Origin of the sequence: Conexibacter woesei DSM 14684, from assembly GCF_000025265.1 — a bacterium.
GTDB classification, from domain to species: Bacteria; Actinomycetota; Thermoleophilia; order Solirubrobacterales; family Solirubrobacteraceae; genus Conexibacter; species Conexibacter woesei.
The window spans coordinates 580,140-595,078 of record NC_013739.1; the positions used below are offsets into that span (position 1 = coordinate 580,140).

Below are 14,939 nucleotides of genomic sequence, written 5' to 3' on the forward strand. Positions count from 1 at the left end.
GCGTCGTGCCTTGGGAATCGCACTGTCGATGGCGCTCGCGCTGATGCTCGCGGCGGCGGTCTCGAGCGCTGGTGCCACGCCCCTGCTGTCGTGCCCGGTCGGAAACTCGGCGGGCACCTTCACGCCGCCGCTGACCAACACGCCGCAGCCGGTCGGGGTGACGTACACCGACAACTACGGGCCGTGCGTCGGCCTGTCGGGCGTGCGCACCGGGACGATGACAAGGACGGCGCCCCCGGCGCCGCGGACGTGCACCAGTCTCCTGGGCGGCACGATGAACGTCCCGCTCACGATCGCGTGGAGCACCGGCACCACGAGCGACGTGATCGTCGACAGCTATCCGCAGCTGCTGACCGGCGGCGTCGTCGAGCTGACGCTCATCGGGGACGTCACCGGCGGCGACTTCGCGGGCGGCCACATCGTGGTCGTCGACCTGGTGGTCGGCGCCACCCCGCTGGCGTGCAGCACGACCGGCGTCGCCAGTTCGAGCGGCCTCGCCACCCTGACGATCACACCCTGAATCCCGCGAGCTCACAGGATCGCCAGCACGTGCGGTCCGCTCACGCTCGTGAGGCCGGTCGTGAGGCAGGCGGGGAAGTTGCCGGTGAGGACGATCGTTCCCGAGGTCCCTTGGCCTCTGAACGGGCCGGAGACGACGGTGCCGAGTTGTTCGACGACGATGTTGCCGGCGACGTAGCTGGCGTTGTCGACGTAGTCGATGGTGCTGGTCTCGCCGGTGTTCCATCTGTAGGTGCGGGTTCGTCTGCCGCCGATCAGGGGGTTGAGACAGCTGCGTTGCCCGCTCGGCAGCGCTCCGTCGCTCGTCCCGCCGGTGATGTCCGGGCGGTCGGTCGATATGCATCTTGCGAGGACGGTGCCCGTCGTCAGCGACGCGGGCGCGGGCGTGAACGTGATCCCCGGGCTGAAGGTGACCGCGGTCAGCCCGTCGCAGTTGGTGACCGCGGCGGCGCTGCCCGCGCCGACGGTCGACGCGCAGGCGGCGACGGTGGCGCTCGCCGCCAGCAGCGCGATCGTCCTGCGCCCGCGGCCAGTCTGCTTCGAAGCCATGCTTCCCCCCTTGGGGTGGTTCTGCGTCGCCCGTGCGGATGCGCCAACTTCGATGCGGAGCCGGACGGTCCGTAGACGCCTGTCAAGCGAACAGGATATACGCAAATAGTCGAACTGTTTTGCGGTCTAGCGCGCCTCGGTGTCCGGGAGGTGCGTGCCACGACCGACGCGTCAATCGACCGCTTAGTGGCACGCTATCTCTCGTGTGTCACACGTCTCCAGGCGGCGCGCCGGTCGCTCGTGGTCAGCAACCCAAGGCCGAACGCGAGACCGGATGAGCGCGCTGTTCGAGCGTGAGCGTGAGCTCGCGGAGCTCGACGCGATGGTCGTGGAGGTATGTGCTGGCGGTGGGCGTCTCGCGGTCGTGGAGGCCGCCGCCGGGCTCGGCAAGACGCGCCTGCTGCTCGCCGCGCGCGACCGCGGCCGCGCGGCCGGCATGCGGGTGCTCGCCGCGCGCGCGACGGAGCTGGAACGCGACTTCCCGTTCGCTCTCGCGCGCCAGCTGTTCGAGCCGGCACTCGCGGCACTCGCAGCGCCGGCGCGCGCGGTGCTCTTCGAGGGCGCGGCCGGCTCGGCGCGCAGCGCGGTCGAGGCGACCGACCCCGACGCGCCGCCGGCGGAGCCGGCGGCCGACACCTTCGCCGTCCTGCACGGCTTGTACTGGCTGACCGCGGCGTTCGCCGCCCAGCAGCCGCTGCTGCTCGCGGTCGACGATGCGCACTGGTCCGATGCGGCGTCGCTCGACTTCCTCGGCTTCCTGCTGCCGCGGCTCGAGGAGTTGCCGGTGCTGCTCGTCGTCGCGTGCCGCCGCGACGAGCCCGGGGCCGAGCGCAGTCTCGCGCGGATCGCGACCGACTCGCTGGCGCGGCGGCTCACGCCGCATCCGCTCAGCCCGCGTGCCACGACGGCACTGCTCGCCGACGAGTTGGAGCACGAGCCGGAGGAAGCGTTCGCCGCGGCCTGTCACGAGGTCAGCGGCGGCAATCCCTTTCTGCTGGGTGAGCTGGCGCGCACGCTCGCGGCCGAGCGGATCGATCCTGCCGTTGCGCAGGCGTCGCATGTGCGCGAGCTCGCGCCGGAGCGTGTCACGCGCACTGTGCTCGTGCGCCTGGCGCGGCTCTCTCGCGAGGCCCAGGCAGTCGCGCGAGCCGTCGTCGTGCTCGGCGACGGCGCCGATGGTCTCCTCACGGCCGAGTTGGCCGGGCTCGATGAGGCGGTCGCCGCGCGCGCGGCCGACGAGCTGCGTGCCGCGGCGATCCTCGACCGGGACGCGACGCTGCGGTTCGTTCACCCGCTGGTGCGCACGGCGCTCGACGTCGAGCTGCCGGCCGGCGAGCGTGCGGCGGCGCATGTCCGCGCAGTGGAGCTGCTGCGTGCACGCGGTGCAAGTCCGCAGCAGCTCGCGGCACACTTGGTGGCGACCGACGCGCGCGGTGCGCGCGAGACGGTCGAGACGCTGCTGGAGGCGGGCAGGGCTGCGCTCTCGAGCGGTGCGCCGCGTTCGGCGATCGCCTATCTGACGCGGGCACTGCATGAGCCGGCGCCGGAGGACCTGCGGGTCGTGATCCTCAACTCGCTCATGATCGCGGGCATTCGCGCGCCCGACCGGACGCTGTTTGCGGCGCTGCTCCCCGAGGTGCTGGCAGAGATGGAGCGCAATCCGAGCCTGCGGCTGCGGTGGGGCGTCAAGGTCACCGTGTGGATGATCCTCAACGGTCGCGTCGACGGTGCGGCACCGCTGCTGGAACGCGCGATCGAGGTCGCGAACGCTGAGGGCGACGTTGAGCACGCGTTCCGCCTGGAGGCGCAGCTGAGCCTGGTCACGCCGCGCACACTGCTCGCCACGCGAGCGCAGTTGGCACGGTACAGCGCAGGGATCCCGCCCGACAGCCCGTGTGGGCGCCTGCTGGCCGCCTACGAGTCGGAATGGCACGCGTTCGACGGAACCGCCCTCGACGCGACAGAGGCCGCCCGGCGCGCGCTTGCTCACGACGGCCGCATCTTCGTCGAGCAGCCGGAGTTCTTCGCCCCCGGCCGCCCGGTCCTTGCGTTGCTTCTCGCTGACGAGGTACGCCTCGCCGACCGCGCCGTCAAACGGGCACTCGCGATGGCGCGACAGCGCGGCGCGACGCCGGAGCTCGTCGCTTCGTGGTGGATGAGCTCCGGGGTCGCGTGGGCTCGCGGTGACCTTCCGGCGGCGGACGCGGACATGCGTCAGGCACTCGAGGTCGCACGCCTCGGCAAGCTGCGGTACGCCCTGCTGCCCCTGCGGGCCACGCTCACCAGCCTCCTCGTCGCGCGCGGGGAGCTTGCGGCAGCCGAGGCTGAGGTCGAGGCCAGCGGCATGAGCGGAGGGATGCCCAACGCCTTTGTGTTCGTGCTGTGGCTGTTCGCTCGCGGGCAGCTCCGCTTCGCGCAGGGACGTTTCGAAGAGGCCGCCGCCGATTTCGAGACGCTGGAGCGCTTCGCGGTCGGCTGGGGGGTGATTGGAGCGCCCGCGCCACCGGTGTACATCTGCGTCGCGCGCGTCGCCACGGCGCTCGACGATCGCGAGCGTGCGCGAACGCTGGCAGACGCGGCGCTCACACGCGCGCGGCGGTGGGGCGCTCCGGTGCTCGTCGCGTCCGCACTGCGCGTGCAGGCGGCGACGCTCGACGGCAGCGCCCGGATCACGGCGCTCGAGGAAGCGGTCGCCATGCTCGACCGGTCGCCCGCACGGCTCGCGCGAGCGGAGGCGCTCACCGAGCTCGGCGCGGCTCTGCGCCGAGCCCGGCGACGCGTGGACGCGCGCCCACCGCTGCGCGAAGCGCTCGAGCTCGCGCGCCGCTGCGGCGCCGCGAGCCTTGCCCGTCGCGCGCACGACGAGCTCGCGGCCACCGGCGAGAGGGTGCGCCGCTACACGCCGATCGGAGTCGAGTCACTCACCCCGAGCGAGCGACGCGTAGCCGAGCTTGCCGCAAGCGGGATGACGAACCTGCAGATCGCGCAGACGCGATTCCTGACCGTCAAGACGATCGAGACCCACCTCAGCTCGGTCTACGACAAACTCGGAATCCGCTCACGCCGGCAACTGCCAGCGGCCCTCGGCGAACCCGCGAAGTCCGGCGTCGCGCCCGATTGAGGGGATTGCACGGACGCGACGCCGGTTCTTCACTTCCAGTCGAGGAGCCCGTTCACCGTCACCGGTGCGCTCTCTCTCAGGAAGCTGAACGAGACCGCGAACGGCACGTTGTCGTCCCATCTCTCCGCTTCTATCAAGCCTCGCGTCCTGCCTCTGACCTTGGTCTTCGCGCCGACGGTGAAGTTGAGCGTCCGCACCTCGGCGAACCAGCCCTCGGAGATCTCTTGCAGTCTGTACGGGATCTCGATGTTCAGTCTGTAGCCGAATCTGCCGCTCGTTCTCACGAGCCGGCACTCGAACGCCTCGCTGACGAGCACCGGGTTCGTCGCGTAGACGTGTGCGGTGACCAACCCCTCGCCGCCGTTGAAGATCGTGAGTCTGCCCGGCACGTTGAAGACATCTGCGCCCGGCACGTCGGCACGGAACGAGCCGCCGCCGATGCGCGACCCGGCCGGGCAGTTGGTGAATCTCCCGCGTGCGGCGTTGATCGTCGCGGCGCGGCAGACGGGGAACAGGCGTCTGTTGATCGTCACGTGGTCGGGGAAGCGCACGTCGGCTGCGGTGAGCGTCATCGACTGGCCGGGAAGGTCGGGCGACAGCGTCGCGCTGGCGACAAGCGTGAGGGGCGTGCCGGGTGGAGCGTTCTGCGGCATCGCCTTTGCGTTGACGGTCGCTCTGGTCGCGGACGCGGACGGCGCTCCGGCGAGCAGGGCTGCGGCCGCCGCGACGACCCCGACCCTGCACGACAGACGTGAATGGAGGGGCATGTGCGCACCTGCTGACGGTTGGGAACGGGGCAGACGTTCATCGCCGCCCACTATCCGTCGCAGCGGCGTGGGCGCGCTACGGGGACCCGACCCTTAAGTCGACCCCGAGAGTCAGACATCGGCCATCGGGCCAGGCGCGCTCGCCTGCGCCTGCGCCTTCGATAGCGTGGACGCGCCACAGGACCATGGCGCTGCAGAGCGCACATCGAGACGGGAGACCGGGTTGAACATCACGGACGAGAACCACCCCTTCGCGCGCGTCCGGCGGGCGGCCGCGGCGCGCGTCGCCGTGCCGGCGCTCGTGGCGCTGTGCCTCCTCCTGTACGGATCCGCCGCCGATGCGGCGCGCGCCCAGGCCACGCCCTGGCCGTCGGAGCCGCCCGTCCGCGTCTGCGGCAACGACGGTCTCCTCAGCGGCCCCAGCACGCCTCCCGCCGGCGCGATCACTGTGCCCGCGGGCGACAACAGCTCGGTCAACTTCCGCACGCCCGGGGCCACGTACTGGTTCGCGCCCGGGCGGCACACGCTCACCGCCGCGCCCTTCGCGAACATCGTCGCCGGCGAAGGCGCGACGTTCGTCGGCGCGCCGGGCGCGGTCCTCGACGGCCAGAACGTCAACCGCTACGCGTTCACCGGGTTCGCCTCCGGCGTCACGATCAGACACCTGACGATCCGCAACTTCGGCAGCGGCCTCGAGAACCAGAACGCGGGCGTCGTCAACCACGACTCCGGCAGCGACTGGCGCGTCGAGAACAACACGATCAGCGACAACGACGGCGCCGGCGTCATGCTCGGCTCGGGCAACGTCGTCCGCAACAACTGCCTGAAGGACAACGGGCAGTACGGCTTCAGCATGTTCAAGCTGCCGATCGAGGGTCAGTCGGCGATCACCGACATCGTGCTCGACCGCAACGAGATCACGGGCAACAACACCGACGACTGGGAGAGACTGGACCGCGGCTGCGGCTGCACCGGCGGCGGCAAGTTCTGGGACGTCAAGGGCGCGCGGGTCACCCGCAACTGGGTCTACGACAACCGCGGCACCGGCCTGTGGGCGGACACGAACAACATCGACTTCCTGTTCGAGGGCAACCTGATCGAGGACAACGACGGTGAGGGCATCTGGTACGAGATCAGCTACAACGCGACGATCCGTCACAACACGATCCGTCGCAACGCGTGGGTCAGCGGCAGACGGAACACCGGCTCTCCCGGCGCGGCGATCTACCTGTCGGAGTCGGGCGGTGACGCGCGGCTGCCCAGCGCGGTCAGCGGCGCGCCCGAGCTGCGCATCTACGAGAACTCGTTCGAGGACAACTACTCGGGCGTGTCGATCTACGAGAACGCCAACCGCTTCTGCAACTCGAACGGCAACACGAGCACGGGCTACTGCACGCCGTTCGTCAGACCGACGCTGATCCCGAGAGAGGGGCGCAACGAGGAGTACCCGAACCCGATCCACGCGGAGCATCCGTGCTACACGAACGTCGCGCAGGAGCCCTTCCTGACGGACTGCCGCTGGCGCTCGCGTGAGATCAAGGTCCACGACAACGCGTTCCACTTCGACGACAGGGTCGTGCCCTGCGCCGGCGACTACTGCGGTGCACAGGCGCTCTACGCGCAGGGCGACGACAACATGAGATGGTCGCCGTACACGGTGCGCGGCATCCAGGACGACGTGATGTTCGAGAACGGCAACCGCTTCTACGACAACGCGTACGTCGGCGACTGGCGCTTCGCCGTCGGCTGGGGCGGCACCGTCGGGTTCACGAGATGGCAGGCCGCGCCCTACGGCCAGGACGCCGGCAGCACGTTCGACGGCGATCCGAGAGATCCCGGCCCTGGCCCCGGTCCCGGCCCGGACCCCGATCCCGAGCCGCCCGCCAACCACCTCGACGCCGACACCTCCTCGCTGGAGGGATCGATCGGCGCCTGGCGTGCGTGGTACTCGTCCACGATCGAGCGCGTCGCGACCGAGGCGCACGCGGGCAGACACAGCCTGCGCGTCAACCTCAGCGGGCCCGACTGGGGGGTCGCGCTCGACAACTTCCCCGGCGTCGCAGCCGACCAGGGCGTCAAGCAGATCAGCTTCTGGGGCAAGCTCGGCGCCGCGTCGAGCATGCGGCCGACGCTGACGGTCAAGTGGCTCGACGCCGGCTACACGGTGATCGGCTCGGACAGCGTCACGCTCGACGGGCTGACGACGAGCTGGAGCAAGGTCTCGGCGGCGGTCGACGCGCCGACCGGCACGCGCACCGCGATCGTGCGCCTGACCGGCCGCGGAGCGACCGGCGAGTCGCTGTTCATCGACGACGTCGTCGTCGGCGACGCGCCCAACGCGCTCAACGCCGCCTCGTCCGGCTTCGAGGGCGGCCTCGGCGTCTGGGCGCCGCACTACTCGGCCGATGTGGCTGCCAGCACGACGGAGGCCTACCGCGGCAGCGGGAGTATGCGGGTCGGCGTGACCGCGCCGTGGGGCTGGGGCGTGTCGGCCGGCAATTGGCCCGGCTTCAGAATCAGACCCGGCGCGAAGCGCATCAGCTACTGGGCCAAGCAGGGCTCCGGGACGATCGCGAAGGTGACGCTGCGCGTGCACTGGCTCGACGCCGGCGGCGCGACGATCGAGACCGCGGCGGTGCCGCTCGACGGGCCGACGAGCGACTGGCGCCCGGCCGTGGCGAACGTGACCGCGCCGGCCGCCGCCGCGAGCGCGTACCTCGACCTCCGGGGCGCCACCGGCGGTGCCGGCGACGCCCTCCACCTCGACGAGATCGTCGTGACCGACCAGGCGCCGTAGGGCACGCCGACCGGCTCGCAGCGTCCGGCTACGCCGGGCGCTGCGGGACCTTGTCCGCGAGCCCGCCGTTCTCCTCCCACCATCTGTTGATGGCGTCGATCGCGGGCCGCATGATCAGGTTCTTCTGGAAGTTCTCGGTGTCGTTCACGTTCGGCAGCGGCTGGCTCGGCACGTCGAGCTCCAGGAACGCGCAGAGCGGCTCCCAGCCGTCCTTGGGGTTCCAGACCAGCAGGCGGTCGGCGGGAACCGTGTCGATCACGTCCTGGTTCCAGCGCTCCATCCCGGCGGCCATCTCCGCAGGGTCGCCTCTGCTCTTGACCATTATGTCGGCCTTGGTCCACATGTCGTTCATGACGTCGAGCCAGGATGCGTAGAGCGGATCGATGCGGTACTGCGCCATGGCAAGGTGGTGCATGAGCGTGTCGCCGAACCAGATCTGCGCGATCGTGTTGTGCATGCTCGCGACCCAGCTCTCGGGCGAGCGGACGCTCAGCAGCACCTTGGCGTCGGGGTAGACGTCCATCAGCTCGCGCCAGTGGTACGAGCCGGGCCAGTCGACGATCGACTCCTTGCCGGCGAACAGCGCGTCCCAGTCGCCGTTGCCCTCGAACGCCTTGCGCCATTGCGGGATGCTGGTGGCCGGGTCGGCCATCATGTCGCGCATGTGGTAGCAGGGCAGTCCCAGCATCTCGAGCGCGATCATCTGGGTCGTCGTCGCGGTGCGGGGCAGACCCGCTCCAATCAGCTTCATGCGTCTCCTCCTGGTGGTGCGAGCCTCCGCATCCTATGGCGTCGGGATCGTCTCCGGCTCGGGTGCGGCGAAGTCGTACGTCGTCGTGAGTCCGCCGTCGACCGTGACGCTCGCGCCGGAGAGCCCGGAGGCGGCGGGGCTGACGAGGAAGCAGAGCGCCTCGGCGACCTCCTCCGGCGTCACGATCAGGCCGGTCGGCGTGCGGCGGGCGATCTCGCGCCGCGCCGCCTCGGGGTCGGGCAGCGCGTCGAAGTGCTGGCGCAGCAGCGGCGTGTCGACGACACCGGGCAGCACGGCGTTGATGCGCACGCCGCGGCTCGCGTACTCCAGCGCGGCGGAGCGCACGACCTGAAGCAGCGCCGCCTTCGACGTCGAGTACGCGCTCAGCAGGTCCTCGGCGATCAGCGAGTTGACGCTGCAGACGACGGCGACGGCTCCCTCGCCGCGCTCCAGCATCGTGGGCATCAGCGCCTGCATCGCCTGAACGACGCCGAGCACGTTGACGTCGAACAGGCGGCGCCAGGCGTCGACGCCCGTGTCGAGGAACGGCTCCACGACGACGGCGCCGGCGCTCGCCACGAGGCAGTCGGCGCCGCGCTCGTCATGCGCCAGGCAGACATCGCGCGCCCGCTCCCACGTCCCGGGATCGGCGACGTCGCCCTGCACCCACGCGACGACGCCGGCGTCGGTCGCGCGTTGCGGCGCGGCGGCCCGGTCGACGCCGACGACGGCCGTCCCGCGCCGTGCGAGCGCCTCGGCAGCCGCCAGTCCGATGCCGGATGCGGCGCCGGTCACGACCGCCAGGCGGCGCGCCGGAGCGGCGTCGGAGCTGGGTGCGGTCATGGTCGCCTCCTTGTCAGCATTTGCAACATCAGTCGGATGATGATGGCGTTCTAGCAGCTTGTCCAGGCCTGGCGGGTGGTCGTCTCTCCGCTAGATGGATCAGATCTTGATAACTCCATCGCTATTCGATAATGTCGTTCAGGCGAGCGAGGGGGTCGCGTCCAGCGTTCAACGAGGAGAGGGACGACAACAGTGCGTGGGTCACACCGATCGGCCATGGCCGCGCTCGTCGCGGCGGCGGCGATCTTCGCCGCGGGCTGCGGCAGCAGCGCAGACGATTCGGACACGGGCGGCACCGCCGCCGGCAAGCCGTTCGTCGCCGAGCGCGAAGCCGGCATCAAGGGCGATCTGCCGCCCGAGGCGCGCAGACTGTGGAGATACGACACGGCGACGGGCAGGTACGCCACCGTCGCGGGCGACGCTGCCGACTTCAGAGCCGATCTCAGCAGACCGGCGAGATCGTTCACGCTCGCCTACATGGACCCGTGGGCGTCAAGCCCCTTCGCGATCCCGATCCGCGAGGGCGTCGAGCGCGAGGCGGAGAGACTCGGGCTGAGACTGATCTACTGCGACGCCGCGTTCAAGGCCGACAAGGCGGTCGAGTGTGCGGAGCTGCTGGCGCGTCAGAGACCGGCGTTCGCGGTCGCGGGCAACTGGCAGGCGGGCGCGGCCGACGCGCTGATGCGCGTCTTCGACGAGGCGCGCGTCCCGACGGCGTCGATCGACGTCTGGCAGCCGAACTCGATCTTCTACGGCGCCGACAACTACACCTCCGGCGAGATCGCCGGCAGAGCGGCGGGCGCGTACGCGCGGAGAGAGTGGAACTGCGAGGACGTCTGGCTCTTCATGGGTGAGAACAAGGAGGAGGGCAAGGCGGCGGACCAGCGCCTCGTCGGCTTCGCCGACGGCGTCCAGAGCGTCTGCGGCACGATCGACGACGACCGCATCCACCGGCAGCGGATGGCGGCGGCCACCGGCGACCAGGCGCTGACGGTCACGACCGACTGGCTGACCGCGCACCCGCAGGCCGAGCACCTGCTCGCGGTCACGATCGACGACCCGCGCGCGGCCGGGATCGCGAAGGCGATCGGACAGAGCGGACGCGACGGCCAGGTCGCCGGCATGACGTGCGACGACGTCGGCGTCGAGCTGACGAAGCAGGGTCCCGCCTCGGAGACCAACTACCTCGGCTGCGTCGCCTTCTTCCCCGAGCGGGCGGCGGAGTACCTCGTCGGGATCGCGCTCGACGTCGTCGGCGGCAGAGCGGTGCCCGAGGAGGTCCACCTCCAGCACGAGTTCCTGACGCACGAGAACATCGGCGAGACGTACCCATGAGCGACGCGCTGCTGCGGCTCGACGCCGTCACCAAGCGCTTCGGCGAGTCCCACGTCCTGCGCGGCGTCGATCTCAGGATCGCGCCGCGCGAGGCGGTCGGCCTGATCGGCGACAACGGCGCGGGCAAGTCGACGCTCGTGAAGATCCTCTCGGGCGTGCACGCGCCGACGAGCGGGACGATCGAGTTCGGCGGCCGGCCGGTCCGCTTCGGCACGCCGCTGGAGGCGCGCTCGGCGGGGATCGAGATGATCTTCCAGGACCTCGCGCTGTGCGACGACCTCGACGCTGCCGCCAACGTCTTCCTCGGTCGCGAGCCGCGGCGGCGCGGCGTGGCCGGCGTCGGCCGCTGGCTCGACCGCCGCGCGATGCGCGCGCAGGCCGCGGCGGTCTTCGAGCAGCTCGGCGCCGCGATCCCGGTCGACCAGCAGGTGGGCGAGATGTCGGGCGGTCAGCGCCAGCTCGTGGCGGTGGCGCGGGCGCTGGAGTTCGAGCCCCGGCTGCTGCTGATGGACGAGCCGACGGCGGCGCTCTCCAACGCGAAGATCCACATGCTGCTGGAGATGGTGCGGCGGCTGAAGGACCGCGACGTCGCCGTGCTGCTGATCAGCCACCGCTTCACCGACCTGATCGAGGTCTGCGACCGGATCGTCGCGCTGCGCGACGGGCGGATCGCGGCCGAGATCGCGCCGCGAGGGCGCGACGTGGCCGAGCTGATGGCCGAGATGCAGGAGGCACTGACGGGCGAGACGCTGAGGGCCGTCGCATGAGCGCGGTCAAGCCCACGCTCGCCGGCGGTCCCGACACGGCCGGCCCGGTGACCAGGCGGGCGCTGCGCACCGCCGGCGCGCGCCTGGACGTCGTCAGCCTTGCGCTGATCGCCGTGCTCGCGATCGAGATCGTGGCGTTCTCGATCGCCTCGCCGTACTTCCTCGACGCCGACAACTTCAGCAACATCGGCCGCGCGATGACGATCGTCGGCATCGCCGCGATCGGCCAGACGATCGTGATCATCGCCGGCGGCTTCGACCTCTCGGTCGGCTCGGTGATGGCGGCGGCCGGCATGCTCGCCGCCTGGCTCGTCAACGAGGGGCTGACGCTGCCGCTCGCGCTGCTGGCGGCGGTCGTGCTCGGCGTCGGCGTCGGCCTGCTCAACGGCGCGGTCGCCGGCTACCTGCGGATCAACCCGCTGATCACGACGCTCGCGACGCTGGCGATCGTGCGCGGCCTCGCCTTCGTCATCAGCGGCGGCGAGGCGGAGGTCGTCGCCGACGCGGGCTTCCTCGCGATCGGCACCGACAGCGTCGCCGGGATCCCCGTCGTCGTCGTGATCCTGGTTGTGCTGTTCCTCGCGGTCGGCTGCCTGATGCCGCGCACGCGCTTCGGCCGCTACACGTACGCGGTCGGGTCCAACGCGCGCGCCGCGCGCCTGGCGGGCGTCGCCGTCAACCGCTGGCGCCTGGTCTTCTACGGCCTGTCGGGCTCGCTGGCGGCGATCGCCGGCTGCGTCACCGTCGCGCGCACCGGCCAGGCCGAGCCGGCGGCCAACATGGGCGCCGAGCTGGACGTGATCACCGCGGTGATCCTCGGCGGGACGAGCCTCAACGGCGGCCGCGGCCGGCTGTTCGGCACGTTCCTCGGGCTCGCCGTGCTGGCGGTGCTCAACAACGGCCTGATCCTGGTCGGAGTCGAGTCGTATTGGCAACAAGTGGTGAAGGGCGTCGTGCTGCTGCTCGCGGTCGCGTGGGCGGAGCTGCGACGCGGATCCAAGGACGAGGTGTGAGATGGGCATCGCAGCAGAACGCAAGGCACTGGTGACGGGCGGCGCGTCGGGCTTCGGCCTCGACGTCGCCCGCCGACTGGAGCGCGCCGGCGCCCGCGTCGCCGTGCTCGACGTCGACGCCGAGCGCGTGCGCGCGGCCGCCGGCGAGCTGGGCGACGGCGCGCTCGGCGTGACCGCCGACGTGCGCTCGGTCGCCGCGATGCGCGCCGCGGTCGACGAGGTCGTCGCGGCGTTCGGCGGGCTCGACACCGTCGTCGTGTCCGCCGGCGTGTTCCACATGAGCCCGCTGGCGGAGATCGGCGAGGACGACTGGGACCGCGTGCTCGACGTCAACCTCAAGGGCGCGTTCACGACGGCGCAGGCTGCGATGCCCGCGCTGCGTGCGAGCGGCCGCGGCCGCCTGGTGACGATCGGCTCCGACGCGGGCAAGCGGGGCTTTCCGCTGCAGCTCGCCTACACCGCGTCGAAGTTCGGCCTCGTCGGGCTGACGGAGTCGGTCGCGGCCGAGGTCGCCGCCGACGGGGTCACCGTCAACTGCGTCTGCCCGGTCGGCTGCCCGACGACCGGCATGGGCCAGGCGGTGCTGAGACGCAAGCTGGCGACCGGCGACCGCACCGAGGACGAGATCCTGCGGGCCGCGGCGGCGACCAACCCGGTCGGCCGCAACGCGACCGAGGCCGACGTCGGCGCGGCGGTCCTGTACTTCGTCTCCGACGAAGCCGCCTTCCTCACCGGGGTCGCGCTCGACGTCGACGGCGGCGCGAAGCTCGGCGCCGTCCCGGGGGTGCAGTGATGGCCCGCCTGCCGTTCGTCGACACGCACGTGCACTTCTACGACCTGCGCGCGCCACAGCTGCGCTACGACTGGCTGGCGCCCGGCGGCGATCCCGGCGAGACCGAGCTGGTCGGCGACTACGGCGCGATCCGCGCGGAGCACTACCGCGCGGAGGACTTCCTCGCCGAGACGCGCTTCCAGAACGTCGGCAAGGTCGTCCACGTGCAGGCCGCGATCGGGACCGAGGACCCGGTGCAGGAGACACGCTGGCTGCAGGCGTTCGCCGACCGGGTCGGAGCCCCGCACGGGATCGTCGCCTACGTCGACCTCGCGGCCGAGGACGCCGCCGAGCAGCTCGACCGTCACCGCGCGTTCCCCAACTTCCGTGGCGTGCGCGACCTGCGCTACGACGACTACCTGACCGACGACGCGTGGCGCCTCGGCTGCGCGCTGCTCGACGGGCTCGTCCTCTGCGACGACCCGTTCGTCGAGCAGATGGGCGCGGCGCGCAGGCTCGCGGAGGCGCTGCCGGGCGTGACGTTCTGCGTCGACCACGCCGCCTACCCCGGCTTCGGCGGCATCCCGCGCAGCGCCGACCGCGCCGACTTCGACGCCTGGCGGGCGGGTCTGCGCGAGCTGGCCGGCGCCGGCAACGTCGTCGTCAAGATCTCGGGGCTCGGCATGTCCGACCACGCGTGGACGGTCGACTCGATCCGCCCGTGGGTGCTCGCGTGCATCGAGGCGTTCGGCACCGAGCGCGCGTTCTTCGGCACGAACTGGCCGCTGGACCGCCTCTACAGCTCCTATGGCGACGTGCTCGACGCCTACGGCGAGATCGTCGCCGACTTCACCGACGCCGAGCAGCGCGCGCTCTTCTCCGGCAACGCGGAGCGCGTCTTCAAGCTCGGGGAGGCGGCGGCGCGATGAACGTCGGCAACGTCTATCGCGTGCGCGCCGGCCTGGCCGACGAGTACGCGCGGCGCCACGCGACCGTCTGGCCCGAGATCGAGGCGCTGCTGCGCGACGCCAGCGTGCGCTCCTACTCGATCTACCTGTGGGGCGAGGTCGTCTTCACGCACATGGACGTCGAGGACTACGACCGGCTGGTGGCGGCGTACGGCTCGGACCCGGTCGCCGCGCGCTGGGACGAGGCGTTCGCGGATCTGCTCGAGTATCCGGGCGCCGAGCCAGCCGACCCCGAGCGCCTGCGGGAGGTGTGGTCGCTGTGACCGTGCTGTCCGCCGACCACGTCGGCTTCACCGTCTCGGACCTCGACCGCGCGGTCGCCTGGTACGAGCACCTGCTGGGTGCGGCGCCCCTGCACGTCGAGCGCCGCTACGACCACGCGTACACCGGCGAGATGATCGGCTACGCCGGCGCAGAGCTGTCGTGGGCGTACTTCGCCCTGCCGGGCGGCGGCCACCTCGAGCTGATCGAGTACGCGCGGCCGGCGCCGCTGCCCGGCGTGCCCGAGACGCGCGCGATCGGCAACGGGCACCTCTGCCTGCTCGTCGAGGACATCCACGCCGAGTACGAGCGCCTGGCGCCCGTCGCGACCTTCCGCGCACCTGCCCCGGTGCGCATCACGGCCGGCGCCAACGAAGGCGGCTGGGCCGTCTACCTGCGCGATCCGGACGGGATCACGATCGAGCTGATCCAGCGGCGCGCCGCCGACTGAACCGTCACACCCGAAACGAACCTGG

Annotated in this window: 14 protein-coding genes; 10 read left to right on the plus strand and 4 right to left on the minus strand. The window is 71.4% G+C overall.

Annotated features, from left to right (window positions below):
• The first annotated feature begins 10 nt into the window (after positions 1 to 10).
• Entirely contained in the window at positions 11 to 520 is a 510-nt protein-coding gene (locus CWOE_RS30080) for a hypothetical protein (protein ID WP_148260869.1), read from the plus strand.
• A gap of 11 nt (positions 521 to 531) precedes the next feature.
• Here the strand turns inward: CWOE_RS30080 and CWOE_RS30085 are convergent, their stop codons facing one another.
• Positions 532 to 1,068 (minus strand): hypothetical protein, encoded by a 537-nt coding sequence (locus CWOE_RS30085; protein WP_012932041.1) that lies wholly within the window; start codon positions 1,066 to 1,068, stop codon positions 532 to 534.
• A 274-nt stretch (positions 1,069 to 1,342) separates the two neighbouring features.
• Here CWOE_RS30085 and CWOE_RS02780 point away from each other — a divergent pair, with 274 nt between their 5' ends.
• Positions 1,343 to 4,189, plus strand: coding sequence for a helix-turn-helix transcriptional regulator (locus CWOE_RS02780; RefSeq protein ID WP_012932042.1), 2,847 nt, complete (start codon positions 1,343 to 1,345; stop codon positions 4,187 to 4,189).
• A gap of 29 nt (positions 4,190 to 4,218) precedes the next feature.
• On the opposite strand, the gene CWOE_RS02785 is transcribed toward CWOE_RS02780, so the two are convergent.
• A complete protein-coding gene (locus CWOE_RS02785; protein WP_012932043.1) occupies positions 4,219 to 4,956 on the minus strand; it encodes a hypothetical protein in 738 nt (245 codons plus the stop codon).
• Between the two features lie 223 nt (positions 4,957 to 5,179).
• On the opposite strand from CWOE_RS02785, the gene CWOE_RS30090 reads away from it, so the two are divergent.
• A complete protein-coding gene (locus CWOE_RS30090; protein ID WP_012932044.1) occupies positions 5,180 to 7,753 on the plus strand; it encodes a right-handed parallel beta-helix repeat-containing protein in 2,574 nt (857 codons plus the stop codon).
• Between the two features lie 28 nt (positions 7,754 to 7,781).
• On the opposite strand, the gene CWOE_RS02795 is transcribed toward CWOE_RS30090, so the two are convergent.
• Positions 7,782 to 8,504, minus strand: a complete 723-nt coding sequence (locus tag CWOE_RS02795) for a sulfotransferase family protein (protein ID WP_012932045.1) — start codon at positions 8,502 to 8,504, stop codon at positions 7,782 to 7,784.
• A gap of 33 nt (positions 8,505 to 8,537) precedes the next feature.
• Complete coding sequence (locus tag CWOE_RS02800) at positions 8,538 to 9,347, minus strand: SDR family NAD(P)-dependent oxidoreductase (RefSeq protein ID WP_012932046.1); 810 nt, start codon at positions 9,345 to 9,347, stop codon at positions 8,538 to 8,540.
• Positions 9,348 to 9,563: 216 nt separating this feature from the next.
• On the opposite strand from CWOE_RS02800, the gene CWOE_RS02805 reads away from it, so the two are divergent.
• From CWOE_RS02805 to CWOE_RS02835, 7 genes are read left to right on the plus strand one after another with little or no spacing between them, the layout of a single operon-like run.
• The gene (locus tag CWOE_RS02805; RefSeq protein ID WP_012932047.1) at positions 9,564 to 10,682 is read left to right on the plus strand and encodes a sugar ABC transporter substrate-binding protein; all 1,119 of its coding nucleotides are present in this window, start codon (positions 9,564 to 9,566) and stop codon (positions 10,680 to 10,682) included.
• On the plus strand, positions 10,679 to 11,449 hold the full coding sequence (locus CWOE_RS02810; protein WP_012932048.1) for an ATP-binding cassette domain-containing protein: 771 nt from the start codon (positions 10,679 to 10,681) through the stop codon (positions 11,447 to 11,449). Before CWOE_RS02805 ends, CWOE_RS02810 begins: the two co-directional genes overlap by 4 nt.
• Complete coding sequence (locus CWOE_RS02815; RefSeq protein ID WP_012932049.1) at positions 11,446 to 12,462, plus strand: ABC transporter permease; 1,017 nt, start codon at positions 11,446 to 11,448, stop codon at positions 12,460 to 12,462. Before CWOE_RS02810 ends, CWOE_RS02815 begins: the two co-directional genes overlap by 4 nt.
• A 1-nt stretch (position 12,463) precedes the next feature.
• A complete protein-coding gene (locus tag CWOE_RS02820) occupies positions 12,464 to 13,255 on the plus strand; it encodes an SDR family NAD(P)-dependent oxidoreductase (protein ID WP_012932050.1) in 792 nt (263 codons plus the stop codon).
• A complete protein-coding gene (locus CWOE_RS02825; protein WP_012932051.1) occupies positions 13,255 to 14,163 on the plus strand; it encodes an amidohydrolase family protein in 909 nt (302 codons plus the stop codon). The genes CWOE_RS02820 and CWOE_RS02825 overlap by 1 nt, the downstream gene beginning before the upstream one ends.
• Entirely contained in the window at positions 14,160 to 14,465 is a 306-nt protein-coding gene (locus tag CWOE_RS02830) for an L-rhamnose mutarotase (RefSeq protein ID WP_012932052.1), read from the plus strand. The genes CWOE_RS02825 and CWOE_RS02830 overlap by 4 nt, the downstream gene beginning before the upstream one ends.
• Entirely contained in the window at positions 14,462 to 14,914 is a 453-nt protein-coding gene (locus CWOE_RS02835) for a VOC family protein (RefSeq protein WP_012932053.1), read from the plus strand. The genes CWOE_RS02830 and CWOE_RS02835 overlap by 4 nt, the downstream gene beginning before the upstream one ends.
• Positions 14,915 to 14,939: the final 25 nt, after the last annotated feature.